The following is a 24216-nucleotide window of genomic DNA, read 5'->3' as shown; positions in this document are numbered from 1 at the left end:
AGCGCAGGCAACCCGCCGCCGTGACATGCCGTTTCAGGGGAGTACCGACAACCCCGGAGATGATCCGCCGATGCCGCGCCGCCTCTTCCTCGCCTGCCTCCTGGCCCTGGCCGGGTGCACCGGCTCCGGCGCCTCGGGGCCGGTGGCCCAGCCGCCTGGCGCACCCGAATCCACCCGGACCGGCGTGCTCGCCACCGCCGCCGCCGCCCTGCAGCGGGATGCGCCGGTCAGCAACCTCGATGTCTACCTGGTCGGCTTCCATCCGATGCGGGACCACCCGGACAAGCAGATGGAGGCGCACCACTTCTGCCACGTGGTGAACGAGGACCTGATGCAGTGCGCGCTGTTCGACGGCAACACGCGCAGCGCCAACCTGACCGGCCTCGAGTTCATCGTCTCCGCCCGGCTGTTCGCCACCCTGCCGCCGGCGGAACGGGGCTACTGGCACCCGCACAACGCCGAGATCCTTTCGGGCCAGCTGGTCGCGCCCGGCATCCCGGCCGCGGCCGAGCATGCGCTGATGGCCAGCAAGATGAACAGCTACGGCAAGACCTGGCATGTCTGGGACACCGCGACGGACAGCCTGCCGCTCGGCCCGCCGCATCTCGCCTGGTCCTTCAACCGGGAAGGCGAGGCCCGGCCCGGCCTGGTCGAGGCGCGCGACCGCCGCATGGGGATCGACACCGCGGCGCGGCGCCGCGCGCGGGAGGACCTGCGCGCACTGGCCCGGCCGCAGCACGGCGTCGATGCGCTGCGCGGCCGCTTCGGCCGGCCGACCGAGCCGATCCCGGGGGTCGCGGCGGCGCGATAGGCCATGGCGCGGCAAGCCACTCCACCGCTACCTTGCGGCCAAGCAATGACGTTGGGGAGGCAGGCATGACATCCACCACGCGGCGCGGTGCCCTGCTGGGCGCACCGGCGCTGCTCGCCGCGGCGGGCATGCGGTCTGCGAAAGCCCAGGCCTGGCCAGGCCGGCAGGTGCGCATCGTGGTCGGCTTCGCCGCCGGCGGCGCCAACGACATCATGGCCCGGCTGATCGCCGGCAAGCTCGGCGAGCGCATCCCCGGCACCGCCTTCGTGGTGGAGAACCGGCCCGGCGCCGGCACCCTCCTGGCGGCCGAGCATGTCGCCCGCGCCGCGCCGGACGGCGCCACCTTCCTCTATGCCTCGACCTCGACGCTGATCACCCTGCTGGTCAACCGTGGCAGCGGGCTGGACCCGGTGCGCGACTTCGCCGCGGTCACCATGGCGCAGTCCTCGCCGCTGCTGATGGTCTCGCGCCCCGATTTCCCGGCCAGGACCCTGCCGGAGCTCCTGGCCCTGGCGCGGCAGCGGCCGGTCACCGTCTCCCACCCCGGGACCGGCGGCATCAACCACCTGGCCATGGCGCTGCTGATGCAGCGCACCGGCGTCGAGTTCACCCTGGTGCCCTACAACGGCAACCAGCCTTCGCTGACCGCGCTCGTCCGCGGCGATATCGACGTCGCGCATGACAGCTTCTTCGCGACCAAGGGCCTGCTGGCGAACAACAGCATCCGGCCGATCGCGGTGACCAGCGCGCAGCCCTCCGCCGTCATGCCGGCGGTGCCGACCGTCGCCACGACGGTGCCGGGCTACGAGGTGCTGTTCTGGGGCGGGCTGATGGCGCCGCGCGCGGTGCCGGAGCCGATCCTCGACCGCATGGCGGCCGAGGTGGATGCCGTCCTGCACCTGCCCGACGTGATGGAGCGGGTGCGCAGCTTCGGCGCCGACCCGGTCGGCCTCGGCCGCGCGCAATATGCGAAGACCATCGCCGAGGACTGGGCGCGGTGGGGCACGGTGGTGCGGGAGATCGGGCTGAAGGGCGATTGAAGGGGGTATCGAGGATCAGTAAGGCCAGGGAGGAAGCATCCTCCCTGGCCCCACCTCTATTCCGGGGGTCCGGCACCTGCCGAGCGGCAGGTGCCAAGCCCACGAAAACCAATGGAGGGGTTTGGGGAGGCAATGCTTTCCTCCCCGATCTTTCTTCCTACCGCGGCGCGGTCGCCACCGCCTGGAAATTCGCCAGGCTGTCCTCTGCCACGCGGAACCACTGCACCTGCTCCACCCGGAAGCGGTCCCAGTGCTCGTGCACCTTCTTGAAGCGCGCATTCTGCGCGCCGATCTCGGCGTAGAGCTCCTGGGAGGCCTTATACAGCGCCTGCATGATCTCCCGCGGGTAGGGGCGCAGCTGGGTGCCCTGGGCCACCAGCCGGCGCAGCGCCGGCGGGTTGGCCACGTCGTATTTCGCCGCCGTCGCGTGGTAGGCCTCGGCGCAGGCGGTCTCCAGCATGCCCTGGTAGGCCTTGGGCAGCGCCTCCCAGGCCTTCAGGTTCACCATGAAGTCGGTGTTCGGCCCGGCCTCCTGGAAGCCGGGGTAGTAGTAGAATTTGGCCACCCGGCCGAAGCCCAGCTTCTCGTCGTCGTAGGGGCCGATGTATTCGGCGCCGTCGATCACCCCGCGCTCCAGCGCCGGGTAGATGTCCGACGGGGCGATCTGCTGCGGCACCACGCCGAGCTTCTGCATCACGCTGCCGCCCAAGCCGGCGATGCGGAATTTCAGCCCCTTCATGTCGTCCAGCGTGCGCAGGTCCTTCTTCGACCAGCCGCCCATCTGCGCCCCGGTGCAGCCGGCCGGGATCTGCCAGATATTGGCCTCGGCGAAGACGTCCTTCAGCAGGTCCCGCCCGCCGGCATAGTTCAGCCAGGCGAAATTCTGCCGGCTGTTCAGCCCGAACGGCAGCGCCGAGCCGAAGGCGAAGCTGGGGTCCTTGCCGAAGTAGAACAGCGCCGAGGTGAAGCCGCATTCGACCGAGCCCTGGCCGACCGCATCCAGGATCTGCAGCGCCGGCACCACCTCCCCCGGGCCGGAGACGGTGATCTCGAAGGCGCCGTCCGACATCTCCCGCACCCGGCGGGCGACGATCTCGGCCGCGCCGTACAGCGTGTCCAGCGTCCGGGGGAAGCTGTTCGGACAGCGCCAGCGCAGCCTGGGCTGGGCGGAGGCGAGCAGGGGCGTGGCAAGGGCGGCGGCGCCGGCGGCCGTGCCGGCGACGAGATGGCGGCGTTGCATGGGTGGACCTTTCCTGTCGCGCCTGGACCGGCGCTTGGGCCGAATCCTGCCGGGATCGGACCGCCTGGGCAAGGGAAGGGTGCGGGGCGCGCGGCCTCAGCCATGCGCAGCGGCCGCGACGCGCTCGGCGACCAGCAGCGCGCCGAGCAGCGCCGCGGTCGCCGGCACCGCCAGCGCGGCATCGCCCCAGGCGTCCTGCAGCAGCGCGCCGAGCGTGGCACCGGCCGCCATCGCCGCCCAGCAGGCCGCCTGCTGCGCCCAGGCGCCGTGCCGGGCACGGCCGAGCAGGGCCTGCACCAGCCCCTCCATCGCCCGCGACAGCGCCCCGGTGACGAAGGTGATGCCGCCCACCCCGGGCAGCGCGGTGTTCAGCATGCCCATGGCCGGCACCATGGCCCAGGCGGCCGGCGGCAATTCCCAGGGGCCGGCCGCCGGCGCCAGCAGCGCCGTGGCCAGCAGCACCGCCACCAGGCCGAGCACCGCCGGGCTGCGCCAGCGCCCGGCCGCGGCGCCGACCACGGCGCCCAGCAGGGCGCCGGCGGCGAACAGCCCGACCACCGTCGCCAGCGCCGCGGCGCGTGCGCCGTGCCCCTCGGCGGTGGCGATCCCAAGCATGGTGCTGGTGCCGCTGATGAAGCTGACGAAAAGCTGGTCGAACCGCAGCCAGCCGATCGCATCGACGCAGCCGGCGAGGCCGACGAAGGGCACGGCGGCCCAAGGATTGATCGCGAGAACGGCAGGCTTTTCCGCCGCTTGCATCCGCATTACACCGCCGCTCCTCCCGGGAGATAAGCCATGCACCGTCGTATCCTCCTCGGCGCCGCCGGCGCCGGCCTTGGCATCACTGGCCTCGCCGCGCCCGCTTTGGCGCAATCCGCGCCGGAGGTGCGCTGGCGCATCGCCTCCGCCTTCCCGCGCAACCTGGATGTCCTGTACGGCACCGGCGAACGCATCACCCAGCGCGTCGCCGCGCTGACCGACAACAAATTCCAGATCCGCTTCTTCGCCGCCGGCGAGATCGTCCCCGGCCTGCAGGTACTGGACGCGGTGCAGGCCGGCACCATCGAGGGCGGCCATACCCCGGTCTACTACTATACCGGCAAGGACCCCTCCTTCGCCTTCTTCACCGCCCTGCCCTTCGGCCTGAACGCCCGGCAGAATCTGGCGTGGCTGAGCCATGGCGGCGGCAACGAGCTCGCGGCCGAGCTGTTCCGAGACTACAACATCATCGGCTTCCCGGCGGGCGACACCGGGGCGCAGATGGGCGGCTGGTTCCGCAACGAGATCAAGTCGGTCGACGACCTCAAGGGGCTGAAGTTCCGCGTCGCCGGCCTGGCGGGCGAGATCTTCCGCCGGCTCGGCGCGGTGCCGACCCAGGTCGCCGCCGCCGACATCTACCCCTCCCTCGAACGCGGCACGCTGGATGCGGTGGAGTTCGTCGGCCCGCACGACGACGAGAAGCTGGGCTTCGTGCGCGTCGCCAAGAACTACTACGCGCCGGGCTTCTGGGAGGCCGGCGCCCACCTGCACCTGATCACCAACCAGGCCGCCTTCGCCGCACTGCCGCCGGCCTACAAGGCGGCGATCGAGGTCGCCTGCGGCGAGGCCAATGCCGACATGCTGGCGCGCTACGACCACCTGAACCCGCAGGCGCTGCGCCGGCTGGTCTCGGCCGGGGCGCAGCTTCGCTTCTGGCCACGCGACATCATGCAGGCGGCCTGGAAGGAGGCGCATGCGATGTACGACGAGATGGGCGCCAAGAACCCGCGCTTCGGCCGGATCTGGACCGCCTACAAGGCCTACCGGGACGAGGAGTACCAGTGGTTCCGCGTCGCCGAGAGCAGCTTCGACAACTTCGCCTTCCCGGCGGCGGCGCAGCCGCCGCGGTAAGGCGAAAGACCGGGGGCGAGGCGGGGCGGCATGGAGCCGGTCCGGCTTGCCCCCGCGCGGCCGTCTGGCCACATCCGAATCTGGGATGCAGCTTGAAAATACCATATACGATTCGATACTGATTTTTTATTATTTGGACTTGAGAATGTAACCACGCCGACTAGGTTGTGCCGCTTGCAGGCACGGGGGTTGGCACATGGTACAGTTCGTCTTCGACGGCACCAATCTGGTCGACGTATTCGATGCATCGGCCCTCGGGGCGGCGGATATCGGCGTGTTCCGCGACCTCGGCGCCGGCGACACGGCGATCGGCGGACAGGGCGCCGACCGCTTCGCGCTGGCCGCCGCCGGCAGCGCCGTGGCCGGGGGCGCCGGCGCGGACATGTTCTTCACCGTGTACGACGGCACCGCCGCGGGCGCGCGCGACACCATCGAGGGCGGTGCCGGGATCGATCTGCTCAGCATCACCGTCAACTCGTCCCAGGTGACCGACATCCTCAAGGCCGAACTGGTCCGCCTGCAGGCCTATCTGACGTTCGGCGACGTCGGGGCGCATTTCGTTTCCGACATCCTGCATGTCGACATGACCGGCGTGGAGACGGCCAATATCCGGCTGGACGGCGTCCTCCGCAGCCTGAGCGACATCGCGCCGCCGAACCTGACCATCGGCTTCGAAAGCTTCGCGCTCGGCAGCAACCATCTGCTGACGGCCGACCCGGCGCCCCTGGTGGAGAATGGCTATGCCTTCAGCGGACTGGGCCTGTTCTCGACCCATGTCGCAGACACCGGGCACAGCCTGGGCGCGACGGCCGGACCGGCAGCCGGCGGCAGCCAGTTCCTGGCCATCTACAGCCAGGATGCCGCCTTCAGCCGGCAGGATGGCGCCGACTTCAACCTGCTCTCGCTGACGGTGAAGGCCGATGCGGTCGCCACGCTCGATGCCTACAACAACGGCGCGCTGGTGCATTCCCTGGACCTGACGCTCGACCGGCAGTGGCACACGCTGACGCTGAACTGGACCAACATCGACCAAGTGGTGGTCAACTACATCAGCAATGGCCAGAGCAACTACGTCGCCCTCGACGATATCGTGGTCAACAGCCTGGTGACCGCCCGCGCGCCCACGGTCGGCTTCGAAAGCTTCACCCTCGGCAGCAGCCATCTGCTGACGGCCGACCCGTCGCCCCTGGTGGAGAACGGCTACGCCTTCAGCGGCCTGGGCCTGTTCTCGACTCACGTCGCCGACACCGGGCACAGCCTGGGCGCGACCGCCGGGCCGGCGTTCGGCGGCAGCCAGTTCCTCGCCGTCTACAGCCAGGATGCCACGTTCGGCCGGCAGGACGGCGCCGATTTCGACCTGTACTCGCTGGCGGTGAAGGCGGATGCGGTCGCCACGCTCGACGCCTACAACAACGGCGTGCTGGTCCATACGGTCAACCTGGCGCTCGACCGCCAGTGGCACACGCTGAACCTGAACTGGACCGGCATCGACCAGGTGGTGGTCAACTACATCAGCAACGGCCAGAGCAACTACGTCGCCCTCGACGAGATCTTCCTCGGCTGACCCGGGGCGACGGGTCGGCCGCCGGTCCGGCCCGTCGCTCCCTGGCGGATCGCGCGTCGGGTCGCGCGCGCAAGCCGCTCCGGCCGGCTGGCCGCGACCCCGGCTCCGGCCCCCCGTCCGCCGCTGCGTTTCGGGGCGCGGCGCGGCGTCGCCGCATTGGACGCCGCCCCCCCGGCTCCGGTACACCGACGCCGCCTCCTGCCTCGGGACCCCACCGCCTCATGGACATCGCCGCGCTGCTCTCCGCCCTCGCCATGGGGGTGCTGGAAGGGCTGACCGAATTCCTGCCCATCTCCTCCACCGGCCACCTGATCCTGCTGGGGGAGCTGATCGGCTTCCAGGGCCCGCCCGGCAAGGTCTTCGAGATCTCGATCCAGCTCGGTGCCATCTGCGCCGTCATCTGGGTGTTCCGGGAGACGTTGCTGGGCCTGGCCCGCGGCATGTGGCGGCCGGGGCGGGAGCGGTTCTACGTCACCAACCTGGCCCTGGCCTTCCTGCCGGCGGCGGTCATCGGCGCGACCCTGCACAAGACCATCACCGAAAGTCTGTTCAGCCCCTGGGTGGTCTGCACCACGCTGATCCTCGGCGGCATCGCCATCATCCTGATCGAGCGGCTGCGGAAGACGCCGACGATCCGCTCGGTGCCGGAGATCGGCCCGGTCCCGGCGCTGCTGGTCGGCTTCGGCCAGGCCCTGGCGATGATCCCCGGTACCTCGCGGTCGGGCGCCACCATCATCACCGCGCTGCTGCTGGGGGTGGAGCGCAAGACCGCGGCTGAGTTCAGCTTCGTCCTGGCGATCCCGACCATGCTGGCGGCCACCGCCTACAGCCTGCTGAAGGTGCGCGACCAGATCTCGGTGGATGGGCTCGGGCAGATCGCGGTCGGCTTCGTCGCCGCCTTCGTGGTGGCGCTGGTGACGGTGCGCTGGGTGCTCTCGGTGATCGGGCGGATCGGCTTCACGCCCTTCGGCTGGTACCGGATCGTCCTGGGCGTGGCGATGCTGGGCTTCCTGCTGGCGCGCTGAGCGGCCGCGTCAGGCAACGCTCGCCGGGTCGCAATTGCCGCCGCAGACCAGCACCCCGACCTGGGCGCCGGCCGGCGGCAGCCAGGCGCCGCAGAGCAGGGCCGCCAGCGCCGTCGCCCCGCCCGGCTCGGCGACCAGCCGGGCCGCCTCCCACAGCAGGCGCTGCGCCGCGCGGATGGCGGCATCCGGCACCAGCACCGCCTGCGCCACGTGATCCCGGGCGACCGCGAACATCAGCGCGCCGACCTGCCTTGCGCCCAGGCTGTCCGCGGCCAGCCCGCCGACCGGGGCCGGGACCGGCCGGCCCGCCTGCAAGGCGGTGGCGAGCGTCGGGCAGCCCTCGGGCTCGACGCTCACGATCCGTACACCGCTGCCGGCATACCATGCGGCCATGCCGCCGATCAGCCCGCCGCCGCCGGTCGCCACCAGCACATGGGTCAGCCCCGGCGCATCGGCCTGGAACTCCAGCGCCACCGTGCCCTGGCCCGCCAGCACCTCCGCCTGGTCGTAGGCATGGATCTGCAGCGCGCCGGTTTCCGCCGCGCGCGCCTCGCTGGCCTGGCGCGCCGCGTCATAGGCCTCGCCGCCCACCACCAGCCGGGCGCCATAGGCCTCGATCCGCGCCCGCTTGGCGGCGCCGGTGATCTCCGGGACGAAGATCTCCGCCGGCACGCCGAGGGCGCGGGCGGCATAGGCCACCGCGGCGCCGTGGTTGCCGCCGGATGCGGCGATGACGCCGGCTTGCGGCAACTCGCGCGAAAGCATGCGGTTGAAGGCGCCACGCGGCTTGAAAGACCCGCTGGCCTGGAGCAATTCCAGTTTCAACATGATGTCGCAAGGCAAACCAAGGTCGCCCCCGGCCAGCCGCAGCAGCGGCGTGCGGCGGATATGCGGGGCGATGCGGAGCGCGGCGGCGTGGATCGCCGCCTGTTCAGGATGAGTCGACATGGCGCGTCAGGGGTGGCATGCCCGATGGTGCGACGCAACCGCGGGTGCCCTTGGAAGCTCCGGGGGTTTCTGCCAAGGTCGGTCGCCTGTTTGGTGGCGACCGGGATGCTGCTCCATGCCAGTTCAGTCGCCCGTGGGGGGGAAGCCGTGCTGCTGCTCGGACCTCCGGGTTCAGGGAAGTCCGATCTCGTGCTGCGCCTGATCGACCGGGGCTGGCGGCTGGTCGCCGACGATCAGGTCGCGGTCACGGCCGAGGCCGGCCTGCTGTGCGCCGCGCCGCCGCCGGCGCTGCGCGGCCTGCTGGAAGTTCGGGGGTTGGGCATCTTCCGCGACCTCGCGGTCGCTGCCCCGGCGCCGCTGCGGCTGGTCGCCCGGCTGGTCCCCCGCGCCGAGATCGCCCGGCTGCCGGAGCCCGAGACCTGGATGGAAGCCGGCATCGCCCTGCCCGCCATCCGGCTGGACGGCTTCGCCGCCTCGGCCACCGCCGCCCTGGGCCTGGCGCTCGATGCTGCGCTCGGCCTGGCCCGGCAGCAGGCCGGCGCCTTTGCGGGAACCGCGGGCGAATGACCGGGGGGCAGCCCGCGCCGCCTGTCCCGGGCGCCCGCCCGGTGGTGCTGGTCACCGGGCTCTCGGGCGCCGGCAAGGCCTCCATCCTCCGGGTGCTGGAGGACCTGGGCTTCGAGACGGTGGACAACCCGCCGCTGAAGGTGCTGGAGGAGTTGGTCGAGGACGGCGAAGAGCCGATCGCCGCTGGCATCGACACCCGCACCCGCGGCTTCGTCCCGACCCAGGCGCTGGTCACCCTGGCCCGGCTGCGCCGCAACCCGGCCATCGCCGTCACCCTGGTCTACGTGACGGCCGAGGATTCCATCCTGCTGCGCCGCTACACCGAGACGCGGCGGCGCCACCCGCTGGCGCCGGGCGGGTCGCTCGGCAACCGGGTGATCGACGGCATTACCCGGGAATCGGCGCTGCTGGCACCGCTGCGGGATGCCGCCGACCTGGTGGTCGATACTTCCGACCTGCCGCTGCCGACCCTGCGGCGGATGATCGAAGGCCGGTTCCGGCCGGAAGGCACGCCCGGCCTGTCGATCCAGGTGATGTCCTTCGGCTTCCCCAAGGGCCTGCCGCGGGAGGCCGAACTGGTCTTCGACGTCCGCTTCCTGCGCAACCCGCACTATGTCCCGGCGCTGAAGCCGCAGACCGGCCGCGACCCGGCGGTCGCCGCCTATGTCGAGGGCGACCCGGATTTTCCCGGCTTCTGGACCCGGCTGACCGGCTTCATCGATCCGCTCTTGCCGCGCTACGTGGCAGAGGGCAAGAAGTACCTCACGGTTGCGTTAGGCTGCACCGGAGGCAAACATCGCTCGGTCCTTGTGGCGGAACGCCTGACCGCCCATCTGCGAAGCGCGGGTTGGCGTGCTGATGTGACGCACCGGGAACTTGCCCAAGGCGAATTTGCCCAGCGGGGGCTTGCCGGGATGGACCCGGCGGGCGATCCCGGCCACCGCACCGCGGCGCCCCAGGAAGGCCCCGACGGCGATGACGTCCCCGCAGCACAGGCCGGGACGGGGGGTCGGGAGGCCCTGACACGCACCCCATGATCGGATTGGTTCTCGTCACCCATGGCCGCCTCGCGGATGAACTCCGCCTCGCCATGGAACATGTGGTCGGCCCCCAGCGGGCCGTGGCCACCGTCTGCATCGGCCCCGACGACGACATGGAGCAACGCCGGCAGGATATCCGCGACAGCATCGCAGCGGTCGAGCAGGGCGACGGCGTCGTCGTGCTCACCGACATCATGGGCGGCACGCCCTGCAACCTGGCGGTCTCGATCGCCGACCGGAAGCAGGTGGAGGTGATCGCCGGGGTGAACCTGCCGCTGCTGGTCAAGCTCGCCAAGATACGCTCGTCCGAACCATTGGCCGAGGCGGTGGACCATGCCGCCGCGGCCGGACGCAAATACATCGCCGCCGCCGGCGACATCCCGAACGGGGTGGCGCGGGTCAATGGCAGCGCCACCGGAGGGACCAAGCCGTGAGCCACGCCGCGACCCAGCCGATCGATGCCACCGCCAGCGCCGGTTGCGGCGAGGGGGAGATGATCCTGCGCCAGACGCTGGTCATCAAGAACAGCCGCGGCCTGCATGCCCGCGCCGCCGCCAAGCTGGTCACCCTGGCCGAACGCTTCTCCGCCTGCGTGCAGGTCTCCCGCGAAGGCCAGAAGGTGCCGGCCTGCTCGATCATGGGGCTGATGATGCTGGGCGCCGGCAAGGGCAGCACCGTCGAGATCGAAGCCGAGGGCTGGGACGCCAAGGAGGCGCTGGAGGCGGTGGCCGGCCTGGTCGAGGCCGGTTTCCATGAAGAATGAAAAGACCGAATCGCCCGAGGGGCTGAGCGCCAAGGGCCCCGACCGCGCCGCCGAGCGGGGCCAGGAGGCACCGCGCAAGCCGGCCGCCCGCAAGACCAAGGAACAGGCCATCCGCGGCCTGCCGATCGCCCCCGGCGTCGCCATCGGGCCGGTCTACGACACCACCGAGATCCCCGCCGAGGCGCCGCGCCGAACCATCACCACGGCGCAGGTGGAGGCCGAGCGGCAGCGCCTGGCCGATGCCACCGCGCTGTCGCGCAAGCAATTGGGCAAGCTGAAGACCCGGCTCGGCATCCTGCCCGAGGAGGCGCAGGAGGAATTGGCCCCGCTGCTGGATGCCTATGTGCTGATGCTGGGCAATTCCCGGCTGCTGCGCGGCGCCCGCAAGCGGATCGAGCAGGGCCTGCTGGCGGCCGAGACCGCCGTGCAGGACGAGGCCGAGGCGATCGCCGCGCTGATCCTGGCCAACAAGGACGACGACCGCGCGGGCCTCAAGCGCCGCGCCGACGAGGTGCGGGAGATCGCTCGGCGCCTGACGCGGAACCTGACCTCCACCCCCTTCCGCAGCCTGAAGGAGGTGCCGGAAGGCGCCATCCTGGTGGCCGAGGAGCTGACGCCGGCGGATGCCGCGCTGCTCGACCCGTCCCGCATCGCCGGCGTGGCCACCGCCGAGGGCGGCGCCGACGGCCATACCGCGATCATGCTGCGAGCGCTCGGCATCCCCTCCGTCCTCGGCTGCGTCGGGCTGACCGAGAGCGTGACCCGCGGCGACCAGGCGGTGCTGGACGGCAGCGCCGGCACCATCGTGCTGCGCCCCGGCCAGGCGGCGCTGGACAAGGGACGCGAGGCGCTGGCCGCCTTCGCCAAGGAACGCTCGAAGCTGGCCAAGCTGCGGCGGCTGCCGGCGGTGACCACGGATGGCGAGCATGTCGAGCTGCAGGCCAACCTGGAGATCCCCGCCGAGCTGCCGCTGATCGCCCAGGCCGGCGCCCAGGGGATCGGCCTGCTGCGCACCGAATTCCTGTTCATGAACCGCGAGGACCTGCCGGACGAGGAAGCGCAGACCCACGCCTATGCGCAGATCCTGGAGGCCATGGGCGGCGACCCCGTGACCATCCGGGTGCTCGACTGGGGCGGCGAGAAGGACATGGAGGCCCTCGGCGAGGGCATCGCGCCGACCCATGCCGGGCCGAACCCGGCGCTCGGCCTGCGCGGCCTGCGCCTGCTGCTGAAGCGGCCGGAGCTGCTGGAAGCGCAATTCGCCGCCATCCTGCGGGTCGCCGACCGCGGCCAGGTGCGCATCCTGCTGCCGATGGTGACCAACCCGTCCGAGGTGAAGCAGGCACGCGAGATCTACGAACGGGTGGCCAAACGGCTGAAGCGGAAGGGCGCGCACCTGCCGGACAAGCTGCCCGACCTGGGCGTGATGATCGAGACGCCGGGGGCGGCGCTGGCGGCGGACGCCATCGCGCTGGAGGCCGACTTCTTCGCCATCGGTACCAACGACCTGGCCATGTACACGCTCGCGGTGGACCGGGCGGAGGCGGAGGTCTCCCACCTGTACGACCCGCTGCACCCGGCGGTGCTGCGGCTGATGCAATTCGCCACCGAAGCCGCGCTGCGGCTGCGGATGCCGGTCAGCGTGTGCGGGGAGATGGCGGGCAACCCGCGGCTGGTGCCGTTGCTGCTGGGGCTCGGGATCCGGTCGCTGTCGATGAATGCCAGCGCGATCCCCCGCGTGAAGCAGGCAGTGCGGGCGCTGGATATCTCGGACTGCGCGCGCTTCGCGCGGCGGGTGATGGAGCAGTCGGACCCGGCGCGGATCCACGAATTGGTGATGGGGTTCGGGACGGAGAAGCCTTAGGTCAGGCCGCGCCGCGTTTCGGCTTGCGCTTCGGCGGCGGCTTCAACCCGGCCGCCATCTGCCGCTTGACCGCGGCGGTCATCGGCCCGCGGGCGGCACCGGCCCAGGCATTGGCGGCGCTGAGCCAGAGGCTGAGGAAGGGGTTCTTCTTGGTCCAGGGGATCGCCATGGCGTGCAAACGCCAGGGCGCGCCGGCCGTTCCAGGACCGGACATGGCCTGGCGCGCGCCCCGCGCAGGACAGGGCCGGATGCCGGCAGTGATGGGAAGCCCATGCCAAAGGACGAGATGGAGGAATTGCGCGGCGAGATCGTCGCGCTCGAGACTGCCCTGGCCGCAGCCTTCGGCGAGATCGCCGTGCTGCGCGCCGCGGTGACCGGCGGCGGCACCGCCGCGGCGCTGACCGCCATGGAGGACATGGCGACCCAGCTGGAAGGATCGGTGCTGCGCGGCGTGGTCGGCGCCGAGGAGATCGGCCGCGCGGATGCCTCCGCCGGATTCGAGCGGCGCATGGAGCAGATCGCCCATGCGCTGCGCAACGCGATCGCCTTCCGCGAGAACTAAGCGGCGTCAGCCCCCCGCCAGCATCGCGTCGGCGATCTTCTCCGCCGTCATCAGCACCGGGAAATTGGTGTTCGCACACGGCACCACCGGGAAGATCGAGGCATCGACCACCCGCAGCCCCTCCATCCCCCGCACCCGGCCCTGGTTGTCCACCACCGCCATCGGGTCGTCGTCCCGGCCCATTCGGCAACTGCACGACGCATGCCAGACGCCGATCGTCGCCTTGCGGATGAAGGCCTCCAGCGCGTCCTCGTCCTCCATCACTTGGCGGAAGGTGAAGCCTTCCACCACGTAGCGGTCGATGATCCAGGACCGCAGCGCCTGCGGCCCGTCCAGCAGCGCCGCGACCGCCCGGGTGAGCCAGCGGTTCTTCTCGTTCACCACGCCGATGGCGCGGACCTTGTCGCTATAGGCCGCCGGGAAGGGGTCGGTCGTCACCGCGGCCAGCGGCGCCGAAAGCTGGATCGCCGCCAGCATGCGGAAGCCGCTCATCAGCCGGTCCAGGTCGCGGCGGTCGGACAGCAGGTTGAACTCCACCACCGGCTCGTCCTGCCAATTGGTCGAGGCCAGCCGGACCTGCCCGGCCTCGGAATAGGTCTTGTTGACGAAGGCCAGCAGCGAGGCGACCTGCTGACCCACCGCGTGCCAGGCCGACTTGCTGGCGACGGCGACGAACATGTCGCCCTTCGGCGTCTCCGGCAGGCCCGAGGAATAGCGCAGGCCGAGCAGGATGTGCCGGCGCGAATGCGCATCCGTCAGCCGCGCCGGCTTGCGGATGAAGGAGGACAGCGAGATCGAGGGGTGGTCCATCAGCCGCTGGCCGACGCCGGGCAGCGCCGAGCGGACCTCGATCCCCATCTCCCGCAGATGGCCGACAGGCCCGATCCCGTTGCGCAACAGGATGGCCGGCGAATGGATGGCGCCGGAGGAGAGGATCACCTCCGCCCCGCGAAACTCCTGTGGTTTGCCTTTCACCATGGCGGACACGCCGACGCAGCGGTTACCCTCGAAGAGCAGGCCGCTGACCTGGGTCTCGGTCGAGATGGTCAGGTTCTCCCGCGCCCGCACCTGCGCATTCAGGTAGCCGACCGCGGCCGAGACCCGCTTCCTGCCGTCGATCGAGGCCGTGACGGGGAAGTAGCCGTCCTCGAACCGGCCATTCTGGTCCGGCAGGTATTTGAAGCCGGCAAGGCGGAAGGCTTCCCCCGCCGCCTTCGTGTGGTCGCACCAGCGCTCGGCCGGGATGCGGGTGACGGTGATGTTGCCGTCCTTGCCGTGCCACTCGTCATCGACGTCGAGGTCGTGCTCGACCTTCTTGAAGTAGGGCAGCACGCTGTCCCAGTTCCAGCCGGCGGCGCCGCGGGATTCCCACTCGTCGAAGTCGGTCGGCGCGCCGCGATTGGCCATCTGGCCGTTGATCGACGATCCGCCGCCCAGCACCCGGGCCTGCTCGTACTTGCGCAGCGGCGGCGGGGCGGCGTCGGGGTTGTTGTGGGAGACGACCTGGGTGCGGACCTTGAGGTTGGTCCAGTGGAAGCGCGGGTCGAAATAGGCGGTGCCGGGATAGGTGTCCTCGATCTCCTTCGGCACCTGGCCGGGCGGCGTGTCCTGGCCGGCTTCCAGCAGCAGGACGCGGTTGGCGGCGCGGGCCGAAAGCCGGTTGGCGAGCACTGAGCCGGCCGAGCCGCCGCCGACGATGATGTGGCTGTAGTCCACGCATGTCCCCCCAAGGCTGTTTCCTTGGGGAATTCCCTATCACGTGGCGGAGGCCGTGCCATCACTCCGCGACACCGGCACGTCCTTCCCCTTGACCAGGTTGGCGCCGAGCCAGCGCACGGTGGCCTCGATCACCGTGTCGAGCGCCTTCAGCACGGTCTCCAGCCCATAGCCGAGGAAAAAGGCCCAGGCCGCCAGCGCCAGGTTGAAGCCGCCGATCTCCACCGGCCCCTCGGTCCCGAACAGCAGGCCGATCAGCCCGCCGCAGGTGGCGCCCAGCATCACCCGCCCGACCCCCGCCGTCCCGTCGTTGGCCGACAGCGTGGCATCCCGCAGCTTCTGCTCGAAGCGCCGCATGACATAGACCGCGCTGCCGATGCCACCCAGCAGCAGCGGCAGGATGTATCCGGTCAGCATGACCAGGCCGTCCTGCATCCGCAGCTCCGTCCGCCGCCAGTCGTCCGGCCCGGCCGGCGCGGCCAGCGCCAGCGGCGGCACCATGCAGGGATGCGAGCCACCGTCGAAGGCCTGGCCGAACCAGCCCAGCACCCAGCGCCCGGCCACCTCCGTCGTATTCAGCGGGTTCATCAGGACCTGGAGGCAATTCCAGTCGGCTAGGCGGGTATAGCCCAGCGCCTCGCGCAGCTTCAGCTGGATGAGTTGGCTGCAGAGGTTCTGCGCCGGGATCTTGCGCGGCAGCAGGCGGTATTCCGGGTCGGTCGCGGCTTCCGGCTTGGCCGGCGGCGGCTCGGCGCCCGCCCGCTGATCGGCCCCCCGCAGGCCGGCGATGGCCGGGCCGGCCGGCGCCGGACCGCCGGGTACCGGGGCCCTGGCCTGCTCCGCCGCGCCGCCGGCCGGCAGGGACCAGCAGAACTCGGGCAACTGGTCCTCGGCCGGCGGGTTCGCCGCCCCGGGCGTCGCCAGGCCCGGGCCACCACCCGTGACCGCCGTCGCATCGGCCAGCGCCAGGCGCCTGACCGTCCCGGCGGCCATGCCGTCCGGCTCCGGCGGGACGCGCTGCAGCCGGAAATCCTGCTTGGGATCCAGCTTGGCGAGGTCGCTGTAGGCTTTCTCGAGCCCCGTCTCCACCACGCCGCGCTGGGTCAGGATGCGGCGGCCGTTGTCGACATGCATCAGCAGCCAGACGGCCGTGAGCATGGCGACGACCATGGCCGACCTGATCACCCACAACTCCCGCCGCACACCCCGCGCCCGCCGCAGCTCGGTGTCCGTCAGGTACAGGGTGGGGCCGCCGGGATCGTCGGTGGCGGCCCGCCCCGGCGCCTGCGCCGCCTTCCGGTCCGGCCGGCCGGACCTGCCATGGTGATAGGCGGCGGTGAAGCGGATGGAGCCGGCGGTGGCCGGCGCCGCCGAGCGGCCGAGCTGATCGACCGTGCGGACCAGCCGGGTGAACTGCGCCCCATCGGCGGCGACGCGGCCCGGTGGCATGACCAGCAGGGAAAGGTCGGCCTGGTCCGGATCCCCCTGCTGCGGCGGCGCCGCCTGGCCCGGCTCGTCGACCAGGCGGCGGTTCGTGGCCTCGGCCAGGTGCGCGATCAGGACCAGCCCGTCCCGCTGGAGCCGGCGGACCTGGTTGACCACCTCGCCATCCTGGCGACCGGCTGCTGCAGCCTCCGACATGATCGGTGCCTCCCGCGCCGCGCGGCATGCCTGCCTGCGTTGCGCCCGATCGTGACGCTTCACGCGGTGCCCGCACAAGCCCGGTGATCCTGGGCGGCTGGGCGGCGCGCGGCTGTGCCGCACCGCACAAGCCAGGCGGCCTCCCGCCGCCCGGCCCGGGGCAGTGCGTGTCCGGCGGCAGGATGGATGCCTGCGCGGCGCCGCTTCGCCAGCGCCGAGTCGCGGCGCTAAGGTCAGGGCGATGCCTCCGGCCCCGCCCGCCCGCCCGCGCCGTCCCGCCGCCTCCGTGAAGCCGCGGCCACGCCGGCCGGCCCCCCTCGCCGCCCCAGCCGCCGCCGCCCGGGCCGAAGCCGCCCGGCCGCCGCGCCGGCGCGGCCGGTCCCTGCTGGGCTGGCTGGTGCAGGGGCTGGTCTGGGGCGGCCTCGCCGTCTGCGCCTTCCTGCTGTTCTTCGCCTGGGACCTGCCGCGGGTGGATGGCATCCCCGCCGCCACCCGCCGCCCCTCGGTCACCCTGACGTCCGCCGATGGCGCCATGCTGGCGACCCAGGGCGACCTGTACGGGCAGACGGTGCGGCTGCGCGACCTGCCGCCCGCCTTGCCGGCGGCCCTGATGGCGGTGGAGGACCGCCGCTTCCGCAGCCATTGGGGGATCGATCCGGTCGGCCTGGCCCGCGCCGCGCTGGCCAATTGGAAGGCGGGCGAGGTGGTGCAGGGCGGCTCCACCCTGACCCAGCAACTGGCGAAGAACCTGTTCCTGACCGCCGAGCGCACCACCCGCCGCAAGGTGCAGGAGGCACTGCTGGCGCTCTGGCTGGAACGCCGCTTCAGCAAGGACCAGCTGCTGGAGATCTACCTGAACCGGGTCTACCTGGGTGCCGGCGCCTATGGCGTCGATGCCGCGGCACGGCTGTTCTTCGGCGTGCCGGCCAGGCGGGTGAACCTCTGGCAGGCGGCGATGCTGGCAGGCCTCCCCAAGGCGCCGTCGCGCTACAACCCGCGCGCCGCGCCCGACCTCGCCACCGCCCGGGCGTCGGAGGTGCTGGAGGCGATGGTCGAGACCGGCGCCATCACCCAGGGCCAGATGGGGGCCGAGCTCGGCCGCATGCGGATCCCGGCCCCGGCCTCGCGCCAGGCCGGCTGGTTCGCCGACTGGGCGCTGGAGGACCTGGCCGAGACCTTCCCGGGCAATGCCGACCTGATGCTGCGCGCCACGCTGAACGCGAAGCTGCAGGCGGTCGTCGAGGCCCGGCTGGAGGCCCTACTGGCCGGCCCCGGGGCGCGGGCGGGGGTGACCCAGGGCGCGGTGGTGGTGCTGGACGCGGCGACCGGCGCGATCCGCGCCATGGCCGGCGGACGGGACTTCCGCACCAGCCAGTTCAACCGCGCCACCGCCGCCCGGCGCCAGCCCGGCTCCGCCTTCAAGCCCTTCGTCTTCCTGGCGGCGCTGGAGAAGGGCATGCGGCCGGAGGACGACGTCTCCGACGCGCCGGTCAGCCTCGGCGGCTGGTCGCCGGGCAACGGCCAATGGAGGCCGCGCGGCGAGATCAGCATGGAGGAAGCCCTGGCGCAGTCGGTCAACACGGCGGCGGTCCGCGTGCTGTTCCGCGCCGGCGGACCGCGCGCGGCGGCCGAGGCGGCGCGCCGGCTCGGCCTCGATGGCCGCTTCCCGAACGATGCCTCCATCGCGCTCGGCACCGGGGAGGTGACCCTGCTGGACCTGACCGCGGCCTATGCCGGATTCGCCAATGGCGGGTTGCGCGTCACCCCCTTCGGCATCGCCGGCGCGAGCGCGACCGGCGCCGCCCTGCGGGTGCCGCGCGTGGCGCCGGTCCGCGCCATGGCGACGGAGGATGCGGCGGCGATGCGGCGGATGCTGGAAGCGGTGGTCGCGCGCGGCACCGGCCGGGCCGCGTCCGTCGGCGGCCGGGTGGTCGCCGGCAAGACCGGCACCACGCAGGATTTCCGCGACGCCTGGTTCGTCGGATTTTTCGGCACGACGGTCATCGGCATCTGGCTCGGCAACGACGACGCCCGGCCGATGGACAGCGTCAGCGGCGGCAGCCTGCCCGCCCGGCTGTTCCGCGACATCACCGAAGCGGCATTGTAGCCCCGGCGCCGCACCGTGGCAGCATTCCGCGCAAGGTGCAGGTGCGTGACCCGGATGCACGCGTTAGATGAAGCCTGGTGCGATGAAGACTGGGCCAGAGGCGGAGCCGGATCATGCAGTCGGATGATGTCCAGCCGGAGGACGGGGTGCTGCGCCGCAAGGCGGCACGGAGCGAGGTGATCGCCGGGCTGGCGCGCACCGTGCAGCACGACATCAACAACCTGCTCACCGTCATCTTCGCCAACCTGGAAATGCTGAAGCGGACCGCGGCGGACGGCGCGCCGCAGCGCCAGCTCGGCCGGGTCGAGGAAGCCGCCCGCCGCTTCGAGGGCACCAGCCGATCCATCCTCGCCCTGATCCGCCGGCCGGCCGGCGAGCGGGCGGCGGTCCGGCTGAGCGACGCGCTCGCCGCCATCCAGCCGCTGCTGCTGATGATCCTGTCGGGTCCCGGCGCGCTGTCCGTCACCCTGGCCGACTGCGACCCGCCGGTGCTGCTGGAACGCAGCGCGCTGGAGGAGGCGCTGCTGATGCTGGCCGCCCAGGTGGCCGAGACCCAGCCGCGCGGCCCGGCGCTGTCGCTGGCGGTGGCGGCCGAAGCCGGGGCGGGACGGCTGACCCTGGTCCTGCCCGCCGGCCTGGCCCCGCCGGCGCGCGAGGCCTTGGCTGCGGTGTTCCGTGCCGCCGGCGGCGAAGCGGCGACCGAGGGGGAGGCGCTCGTGCTCAGCCTGGAGCCGCACATCCCCGGCTGACGCCGCGCAGCCGGCGGCCACGCCGCCGCCGGATTGGGCAGGCCCCGCCTGTTTCCCTCGCAACCGGTGCCACGCGACCGGTTCGGTTGGATTGCTTCGCATCCGCCCCACTCTCTGCTATCGGCGAGGGCCCCCGGCGGGGCCGGGACGGCGCTCGGCGAATGCCGCATTGCCTTTCCCGGCCCTGCTGGCGCAGCATTTGCTGGGTACAAGCAACAGGGATGGCCGCCCAAGGCGGCAGAAACGGGAGACGGATTTCTATGCAGCCCTTCGGGCTTTCTTTCGCGCGCATCCTCGGCACCACGGCGCTCGGCCTCACCCTGGCCCTGCCGGGGCTCGCCCGGGCGCAGGCGCCGGCACCGGCCACCGCGTCCAACACATTCGATTCGGTCAAATCGCGCGGCCAGCTGGTCTGCGGCGTGAACACCGGCCTGGCCGGCTTCGCCCAGCCGGACAGCCAGGGCGTCTGGCGCGGCTTCGACGTGGACTACTGCAAGGCCATCGCCGCGGCGATCTACGGTGACGCCAGCAAGGTCCGCTACGTCCCGACCACGGCGCAGGTGCGCTTCACCGCGCTGCAGTCGGCCGAGATCGACGTGCTGTCGCGCAACACCACCTGGACGCTGTCGCGCGACACCTCGCTCGGGCTCGACTTTGCCGCGACCACTTTCTACGACGGCCAGGGCTTCATGGTGAAGGCCAGCCTCGGCGTGAAATCGGCCAAGGAGCTGGATGGCGCGACGATCTGCGTCCAGCCCGGCACGACGACCGAACAGAACCTCACGGACTGGGCGCGCAGCAGCAAGATCAAGTTCACCCCCGTGGTGATCGAGCGGCTGGAGGAGCTGGTCAGCGCCTATGTCGCCGGCCGCTGCGACGCCTACACCACCGACGTCTCCGGCCTGGCGGCGACGCGCTCGGCCCAGCCGAAGCCGGGCGACCACCTGATCCTGCCCGAGGTCATCAGCAAGGAGCCGCTGGCGATCGGCGTGCGGCAGGGCGACGCCCGCTTCGCCGACATCGTCCGCTGGACGCATTTCCTGCTGCTGAGCGCCGAGGAGTTCGGCGTCACCGCGGCGAATGTCGACAAGATGGCGAACGACCCGCGGCCCGAGGTCAAGCGCATGTTCAGCAAGGATGGCGGGCTCGGCCCGATGCTGGGCCTGCCGGAGCTCTGGGCGGTCAACGTCATCAAGGCGGTGGGCAATTACGGCGAGGTCTTCGACCGCAACCTGAAGCCGATCGGCATCCAGCGCGGCCCGAATGCGCTCTGGACCAATGGCGGGCTGCAGTACTCGCCGCCGTTCCGGTGATGTCCCGCGGGGCCGGCCTCGGCCGGTCCCGCCTTCCCGCCACGCCTGACCACGCCTGCCGAGCATAGAAGGGCGCGCCATGTCGCAGACCACCATCGACCCGAGGTCGCTGCGGGCGCCGCCCAGGCGGCCCTTGCGCCTGTCCTGGTCGGACGAACGGGTGCGCGCCATCGTCTGGCAGGTGCTGGTCGTCGGCGCCATCGGCGCCATCGTCTGGTGGCTCTGGTCCAACACCGTCCACAACCTCGAAGTCCGGCGGATCGCCACCGGCTTCGGCTTCCTCGGCCGCGAGGCCGGGCTGCCGATCGCCGAGAGCGTGATCGAATACAGTCCGACCGATACCTACCTGCGGGCGCTGATGGTCGGCCTGCTGAACACGCTGAAGGTGGCGGTGGTCGGCATCGTCCTGGCGACCATCCTCGGCACGCTGATCGGCATCGCCCGGCTGTCGAGGAACTGGCTGCTGGCCAAGATCGCCGGGGTCTATGTCGAGGTCATCCGCGACCTGCCGCTGCTGCTGCAGCTGCTGTTCTGGTACGCGCTGCTGCAGGGCCTGCCCGGGCCGCGCCAGGCGCTGAACCCGGTGGAGGGCGTGTTCCTGTCCAACCGCGGGCTCAAGCTGCCCTGGATCGAATGGCAGGATGCGCATTCCTTCGCGCTGATCGTCTTCCTGGTCGGCGCCGCCTATACCTTCCTGTATCGCCGCCAGGCCCTGGCCAAGCGGATGATGGACGGCCAGCCGCGCGCGGTCTGGCCGGTCGCGCTCGGCACCATGCTGGTGCTGCCGGTGGCGGTCTGGGCGGCGCTCGGCGCGCCCTGGGTGGTGGACTGGCCGGCGCTGCGCGGCTTCAACTTCCGCGGCGGCCTCAACATGTCGCCGGAATACTTCGCCCTGCTGCTGGGCCTGACGCTCTACACCGCCGGCTTCATCGCCGAGATCGTCCGCGCCGGCATCCTGGCCGTCCCGGGCGGGCAGTGGGAGGCGGCGCAGGCCTTGGGCCTGCATCCCGGCCAGGTGCTGCGGCAGATCGTGCTGCCCCAGGCGCTGCGGGTGATCGTCCCGCCGATGACCAGCCAGTACCTCAACATCACCAAGAACAGCAGCCTGGCCGTCGCCATCGGCTACCAGGACATCGTCTCGATCGCCAACACGACGCTGAACCAGACCGGCCAGGCGATCGAGGGCATCGCCATCATCATGCTGGTCTACCTGACGATCAGCCTGTCGATCTCGTTCTTCATGAACTGGTACAACGCGCGCATCGCGCTGGTGGAGAGGTGACGGTGATGCGCGCATTGTCGTCGATTGGCTTCGCTGGCCCGAGGGCCGGCTACGTGGCACGCATCGCCCTGCTGGAGCGCTGAGCCGATGAGCGACATCACGCTGGGCACCGCCGCCGCCAAGGTCCCCGAGGCCGTGCCGCGCACCCCGCCGGCCAGCCAGATCGGCCTGCAGGGCTGGCTGCGGGCCAACCTGTTCTCCTCCTGGCTCAACAGCGCGGTGACGCTGCTGGTGGCCTATTTCCTGGTCCGCTGGATCTTCGGCTTCGTCGAATGGGGCATCGTCAACGCCGTATGGTCGGTGCCGAACAACCAGACCCAGGCCTGCCGCGACCTGCGCGGCATCGGCGCCTGCTGGGCGGTGATCACGGAGAAGCACCGCTTCATCCTGTTCGGCACCTATCCGTACGAGGAACACTGGCGGCCGGCGCTGTGCGTTCTGCTTTTCGTCGGGCTCTACATCGTCTCGGCGATGCGCCGGTTCTGGCGGAAGGAATTGGCCTATATCTGGATCGGCGTGCTGACGCTGATCGGCGTGTTGATGTGGGGCGGCGTGCTCGGCCTGTCCTACGTGCCGCAGGAACGCTGGGGCGGGCTGGTCATCACCCTGATCCTGGCGACCTTCGGGCTGGCCTTCGCCTTCCCGCTGTCGATCCTGGTGGCGCTCGGCCGGCGGTCCTCGCTGCCGGCGATCAAGGCGCTCTGCGTCATCTACGTGGAACTGATCCGCGGCGTGCCGCTGATCAGCCTGCTGTTCATGGCCAGCGTCATGTTCCCGCTGTTCCTGCCGGAAGGGGTGAACATCGACAAGCTGCTGCGCGCCCAGATCGCCATCATCCTCTTTGCCGGCGCCTACCTGGCGGAGGTGGTGCGGGGCGGGCTGCAGTCGCTGTCGAAGGGCCAGTACGAGGCCGCCGACGCGCTGGGCCTGTCCTACTGGCAGAAGACCGGCTTCATCATCCTGCCGCAGGCGCTGCGCATGGTGATCCCGCCGCTGGTCAACACCTTCATCGGCTTCTTCAAGGACACCAGCCTGGTCCTCATCATCGGCATCTTCGACCTGCTGACCGCCGGCAAGACCGCGATCATCGAGCCGGCCTGGCAGGGCTTCGGCATCGAGGTCTATCTGACGGTCGGCGCCATCTACTTCGTCTTCTGCTTCGCCATGTCGAAATACAGCCAGAACCTGGAGGCGGAGCTGAACCGCCACCGCCGTCGGTGAGGGGAATAGGATCATGAGCGAGACCCTGGAACACATCGCCTCCACCGCCCGCACCGATGCGCCGCCGGCCATCCTGCTGGACAAGGTGAACAAGTGGTTCGGCGCGCTGCATGTCCTGCGCGACGTGTCGCTGAGCGTGGCGCTCGGCGAGCGGGTGGTGGTCTGCGGCCCCTCGGGGTCCGGCAAGTCCACCGCCATCCGCTGCATCAACCGGCTGGAGACCCACCAGGAAGGCATCATCAAGGTCAACGGGATCGAGCTGACCGACGACGTGAAGGCGCTGGACGACATCCGCCGCGAGGTCGGCATGGTCTTCCAGTCCTTCAACCTGTTTCCGCACCTCACCATCCTCGAGAACTGCACCCTCGCGCCGATCTGGGTCCGCCGCATGCCGAAGCGGCAGGCCGAGGAACTGGCGATGGAATACCTGACCCGGGTGCGCATCCCGGAACAGGCGAAGAAATACCCCGGCCAGCTTTCCGGCGGGCAGCAGCAGCGCGTCGCCATCGCCCGCGCGCTCTGCATGAAGCCGAAGATCATGCTGTTCGACGAACCGACCTCGGCGCTCGACCCGGAGATGATCAAGGAGGTGCTGGACACCATGATCGGCCTGGCCGAGGACGGCATGACCATGATCTGCGTGACGCACGAGATGGGCTTCGCCCGGACCGTCGCCGACCGCGTGGTCTTCATGGACCGTGGCGAGATCGTCGAGGTCGGCACCCCCACCCAGGTCTTCGAGAACCCGCAGACCGAACGGTTGCAGACCTTCCTCAGCCAGATCCTGCGGGGGCACTGAACCCCCTCCGGCGGCTGGGGGACGGCAACCTTGCAAGGCCGCAGGCGGAAGCCTAAGCCTGCCCGCCGTCCTCC

Annotated in this window: 23 protein-coding genes; 17 read left to right on the top strand and 6 right to left on the bottom strand. The window is 71.1% G+C overall.

What is annotated here, in order from left to right:
- Nucleotides 1-70: 70 nt before the first annotated feature.
- Together ACFQS7_RS12070 and ACFQS7_RS12065 are read left to right on the top strand one after the other, a co-directional pair.
- Nucleotides 71-811 (top strand): OBAP family protein, encoded by a 741-nt coding sequence (locus ACFQS7_RS12070; RefSeq protein WP_380067322.1) that lies wholly within the window; start codon nt 71-73, stop codon nt 809-811.
- Between the two features lie 65 nt (nt 812-876).
- Entirely contained in the window at nt 877-1851 is a 975-nt protein-coding gene (locus tag ACFQS7_RS12065) for a Bug family tripartite tricarboxylate transporter substrate binding protein (protein WP_380067321.1), read from the top strand.
- Nucleotides 1852-2008: 157 nt separating this feature from the next.
- On the opposite strand, the gene ACFQS7_RS12060 is transcribed toward ACFQS7_RS12065, so the two are convergent.
- Together ACFQS7_RS12060 and ACFQS7_RS12055 are read right to left on the bottom strand one after the other, a co-directional pair.
- A complete protein-coding gene (locus ACFQS7_RS12060) occupies nt 2009-3091 on the bottom strand; it encodes a TRAP transporter substrate-binding protein (RefSeq protein ID WP_380067320.1) in 1083 nt (360 codons plus the stop codon).
- A gap of 96 nt (nt 3092-3187) precedes the next feature.
- Nucleotides 3188-3799 (bottom strand): DUF1275 family protein, encoded by a 612-nt coding sequence (locus tag ACFQS7_RS12055; RefSeq protein WP_380067319.1) that lies wholly within the window; start codon nt 3797-3799, stop codon nt 3188-3190.
- A gap of 87 nt (nt 3800-3886) precedes the next feature.
- Here ACFQS7_RS12055 and ACFQS7_RS12050 point away from each other — a divergent pair, with 87 nt between their 5' ends.
- The 3 genes from ACFQS7_RS12050 to ACFQS7_RS12040 all read left to right on the top strand — a co-directional run bounded on the left by ACFQS7_RS12050 (nt 3887) and on the right by ACFQS7_RS12040 (nt 7570).
- The gene (locus tag ACFQS7_RS12050) at nt 3887-4981 is read left to right on the top strand and encodes a TRAP transporter substrate-binding protein (RefSeq protein WP_380067318.1); all 1095 of its coding nucleotides are present in this window, start codon (nt 3887-3889) and stop codon (nt 4979-4981) included.
- 196 nt (nt 4982-5177) lie between these two features.
- Complete coding sequence (locus ACFQS7_RS12045; protein WP_380067317.1) at nt 5178-6545, top strand: hypothetical protein; 1368 nt, start codon at nt 5178-5180, stop codon at nt 6543-6545.
- Between the two features lie 221 nt (nt 6546-6766).
- Nucleotides 6767-7570, top strand: coding sequence for an undecaprenyl-diphosphate phosphatase (locus tag ACFQS7_RS12040; RefSeq protein ID WP_380067316.1), 804 nt, complete (start codon nt 6767-6769; stop codon nt 7568-7570).
- A gap of 9 nt (nt 7571-7579) precedes the next feature.
- On the opposite strand, the gene ACFQS7_RS12035 is transcribed toward ACFQS7_RS12040, so the two are convergent.
- Nucleotides 7580-8518, bottom strand: a complete 939-nt coding sequence (locus ACFQS7_RS12035) for a threonine/serine dehydratase (protein WP_380067315.1) — start codon at nt 8516-8518, stop codon at nt 7580-7582.
- A 105-nt stretch (nt 8519-8623) separates the two neighbouring features.
- Between ACFQS7_RS12035 and ACFQS7_RS12030 the strand changes: the two genes are divergently transcribed.
- The 5 genes from ACFQS7_RS12030 to ptsP are packed head-to-tail and all read left to right on the top strand — an operon-like array spanning nt 8624 to nt 12752.
- Nucleotides 8624-9085, top strand: a complete 462-nt coding sequence (locus ACFQS7_RS12030; RefSeq protein ID WP_380067314.1) for an HPr kinase/phosphorylase — start codon at nt 8624-8626, stop codon at nt 9083-9085.
- Nucleotides 9082-10122 (top strand): RNase adapter RapZ, encoded by a 1041-nt coding sequence (rapZ, locus tag ACFQS7_RS12025; protein ID WP_380067313.1) that lies wholly within the window; start codon nt 9082-9084, stop codon nt 10120-10122. Before ACFQS7_RS12030 ends, rapZ begins: the two co-directional genes overlap by 4 nt.
- The gene (locus ACFQS7_RS12020) at nt 10119-10559 is read left to right on the top strand and encodes a PTS sugar transporter subunit IIA (RefSeq protein WP_380067312.1); all 441 of its coding nucleotides are present in this window, start codon (nt 10119-10121) and stop codon (nt 10557-10559) included. Before rapZ ends, ACFQS7_RS12020 begins: the two co-directional genes overlap by 4 nt.
- Nucleotides 10560-10618: 59 nt before the next feature.
- Nucleotides 10619-10888 (top strand): HPr family phosphocarrier protein, encoded by a 270-nt coding sequence (locus ACFQS7_RS12015; RefSeq protein ID WP_380068010.1) that lies wholly within the window; start codon nt 10619-10621, stop codon nt 10886-10888.
- Nucleotides 10878-12752, top strand: coding sequence for a phosphoenolpyruvate--protein phosphotransferase (gene ptsP, locus ACFQS7_RS12010; RefSeq protein ID WP_380067311.1), 1875 nt, complete (start codon nt 10878-10880; stop codon nt 12750-12752). The genes ACFQS7_RS12015 and ptsP overlap by 11 nt, the downstream gene beginning before the upstream one ends.
- 1 nt (nt 12753) lies before the next feature.
- On the opposite strand, the gene ACFQS7_RS12005 is transcribed toward ptsP, so the two are convergent.
- Nucleotides 12754-12921 carry a hypothetical protein gene (locus ACFQS7_RS12005; RefSeq protein ID WP_380067310.1) on the bottom strand — a complete coding sequence of 56 codons (168 nt, stop codon included), beginning with the start codon at nt 12919-12921 and terminating at the stop codon, nt 12754-12756.
- A 102-nt stretch (nt 12922-13023) separates the two neighbouring features.
- Here ACFQS7_RS12005 and ACFQS7_RS12000 point away from each other — a divergent pair, with 102 nt between their 5' ends.
- Nucleotides 13024-13314, top strand: a complete 291-nt coding sequence (locus ACFQS7_RS12000) for a hypothetical protein (RefSeq protein WP_380067309.1) — start codon at nt 13024-13026, stop codon at nt 13312-13314.
- Between the two features lie 6 nt (nt 13315-13320).
- Here the strand turns inward: ACFQS7_RS12000 and ACFQS7_RS11995 are convergent, their stop codons facing one another.
- Together ACFQS7_RS11995 and ACFQS7_RS11990 are read right to left on the bottom strand one after the other, a co-directional pair.
- On the bottom strand, nt 13321-15030 hold the full coding sequence (locus tag ACFQS7_RS11995; protein WP_380067308.1) for a GMC family oxidoreductase: 1710 nt from the start codon (nt 15028-15030) through the stop codon (nt 13321-13323).
- A 39-nt stretch (nt 15031-15069) separates the two neighbouring features.
- A complete protein-coding gene (locus ACFQS7_RS11990) occupies nt 15070-16671 on the bottom strand; it encodes a hypothetical protein (protein WP_380067307.1) in 1602 nt (533 codons plus the stop codon).
- A gap of 286 nt (nt 16672-16957) precedes the next feature.
- Between ACFQS7_RS11990 and ACFQS7_RS11985 the strand changes: the two genes are divergently transcribed.
- The 6 genes from ACFQS7_RS11985 (at nt 16958) to ACFQS7_RS11960 (ending at nt 24142) form a co-directional block, all read left to right on the top strand.
- Nucleotides 16958-18778 carry a transglycosylase domain-containing protein gene (locus ACFQS7_RS11985; RefSeq protein WP_380067306.1) on the top strand — a complete coding sequence of 607 codons (1821 nt, stop codon included), beginning with the start codon at nt 16958-16960 and terminating at the stop codon, nt 18776-18778.
- 113 nt (nt 18779-18891) lie between these two features.
- On the top strand, nt 18892-19527 hold the full coding sequence (locus ACFQS7_RS11980) for a hypothetical protein (protein WP_380067305.1): 636 nt from the start codon (nt 18892-18894) through the stop codon (nt 19525-19527).
- Between the two features lie 260 nt (nt 19528-19787).
- A complete protein-coding gene (locus ACFQS7_RS11975) occupies nt 19788-20840 on the top strand; it encodes an amino acid ABC transporter substrate-binding protein (protein WP_380067304.1) in 1053 nt (350 codons plus the stop codon).
- Between the two features lie 79 nt (nt 20841-20919).
- On the top strand, nt 20920-22122 hold the full coding sequence (locus ACFQS7_RS11970; RefSeq protein WP_380067303.1) for an amino acid ABC transporter permease: 1203 nt from the start codon (nt 20920-20922) through the stop codon (nt 22120-22122).
- An 87-nt stretch (nt 22123-22209) separates the two neighbouring features.
- Complete coding sequence (locus ACFQS7_RS11965) at nt 22210-23343, top strand: amino acid ABC transporter permease (protein WP_380067302.1); 1134 nt, start codon at nt 22210-22212, stop codon at nt 23341-23343.
- A 13-nt stretch (nt 23344-23356) separates the two neighbouring features.
- Nucleotides 23357-24142, top strand: coding sequence for an amino acid ABC transporter ATP-binding protein (locus tag ACFQS7_RS11960; RefSeq protein WP_380067301.1), 786 nt, complete (start codon nt 23357-23359; stop codon nt 24140-24142).
- Nucleotides 24143-24216: the final 74 nt, after the last annotated feature.

Source organism: Dankookia sp. GCM10030260 (genome assembly GCF_042666655.1).
Classification (GTDB): domain Bacteria; phylum Pseudomonadota; class Alphaproteobacteria; order Acetobacterales; family Acetobacteraceae; genus Paracraurococcus.
Note: the sequence above shows the minus strand (reverse complement) of the source record. Positions and strands in the feature narration are given on the sequence as shown.

What these genes read in the sequence shown, in the direction of transcription:
- ACFQS7_RS12070 (WP_380067322.1), top strand. Translation starts at nt 71, where the DNA reads ATGCCGCGCCGCCTCTTCCTCGCCTGCCTCCTGGCCCTGGCCGGGTGC.
- ACFQS7_RS12065 (WP_380067321.1), top strand. Translation starts at nt 877, where the DNA reads ATGACATCCACCACGCGGCGCGGTGCCCTGCTGGGCGCACCGGCGCTG.
- ACFQS7_RS12060 (WP_380067320.1), bottom strand. Translation starts at nt 3,091, where the DNA reads ATGCAACGCCGCCATCTCGTCGCCGGCACGGCCGCCGGCGCCGCCGCC.
- ACFQS7_RS12050 (WP_380067318.1), top strand. Translation starts at nt 3,887, where the DNA reads ATGCACCGTCGTATCCTCCTCGGCGCCGCCGGCGCCGGCCTTGGCATC.
- ACFQS7_RS12045 (WP_380067317.1), top strand. Translation starts at nt 5,178, where the DNA reads ATGGTACAGTTCGTCTTCGACGGCACCAATCTGGTCGACGTATTCGAT.
- ACFQS7_RS12040 (WP_380067316.1), top strand. Translation starts at nt 6,767, where the DNA reads ATGGACATCGCCGCGCTGCTCTCCGCCCTCGCCATGGGGGTGCTGGAA.
- ACFQS7_RS12035 (WP_380067315.1), bottom strand. Translation starts at nt 8,518, where the DNA reads ATGTCGACTCATCCTGAACAGGCGGCGATCCACGCCGCCGCGCTCCGC.
- ACFQS7_RS12030 (WP_380067314.1), top strand. Translation starts at nt 8,624, where the DNA reads ATGCTGCTCCATGCCAGTTCAGTCGCCCGTGGGGGGGAAGCCGTGCTG.
- rapZ (WP_380067313.1), top strand. Translation starts at nt 9,082, where the DNA reads ATGACCGGGGGGCAGCCCGCGCCGCCTGTCCCGGGCGCCCGCCCGGTG.
- ACFQS7_RS12020 (WP_380067312.1), top strand. Translation starts at nt 10,119, where the DNA reads ATGATCGGATTGGTTCTCGTCACCCATGGCCGCCTCGCGGATGAACTC.
- ACFQS7_RS12015 (WP_380068010.1), top strand. Translation starts at nt 10,619, where the DNA reads ATGATCCTGCGCCAGACGCTGGTCATCAAGAACAGCCGCGGCCTGCAT.
- ptsP (WP_380067311.1), top strand. Translation starts at nt 10,878, where the DNA reads ATGAAGAATGAAAAGACCGAATCGCCCGAGGGGCTGAGCGCCAAGGGC.
- ACFQS7_RS12005 (WP_380067310.1), bottom strand. Translation starts at nt 12,921, where the DNA reads ATGGCGATCCCCTGGACCAAGAAGAACCCCTTCCTCAGCCTCTGGCTC.
- ACFQS7_RS12000 (WP_380067309.1), top strand. Translation starts at nt 13,024, where the DNA reads ATGCCAAAGGACGAGATGGAGGAATTGCGCGGCGAGATCGTCGCGCTC.
- ACFQS7_RS11990 (WP_380067307.1), bottom strand. Translation starts at nt 16,671, where the DNA reads ATGTCGGAGGCTGCAGCAGCCGGTCGCCAGGATGGCGAGGTGGTCAAC.
- ACFQS7_RS11980 (WP_380067305.1), top strand. Translation starts at nt 18,892, where the DNA reads ATGCAGTCGGATGATGTCCAGCCGGAGGACGGGGTGCTGCGCCGCAAG.
- ACFQS7_RS11975 (WP_380067304.1), top strand. Translation starts at nt 19,788, where the DNA reads ATGCAGCCCTTCGGGCTTTCTTTCGCGCGCATCCTCGGCACCACGGCG.
- ACFQS7_RS11970 (WP_380067303.1), top strand. Translation starts at nt 20,920, where the DNA reads ATGTCGCAGACCACCATCGACCCGAGGTCGCTGCGGGCGCCGCCCAGG.
- ACFQS7_RS11965 (WP_380067302.1), top strand. Translation starts at nt 22,210, where the DNA reads ATGAGCGACATCACGCTGGGCACCGCCGCCGCCAAGGTCCCCGAGGCC.
- ACFQS7_RS11960 (WP_380067301.1), top strand. Translation starts at nt 23,357, where the DNA reads ATGAGCGAGACCCTGGAACACATCGCCTCCACCGCCCGCACCGATGCG.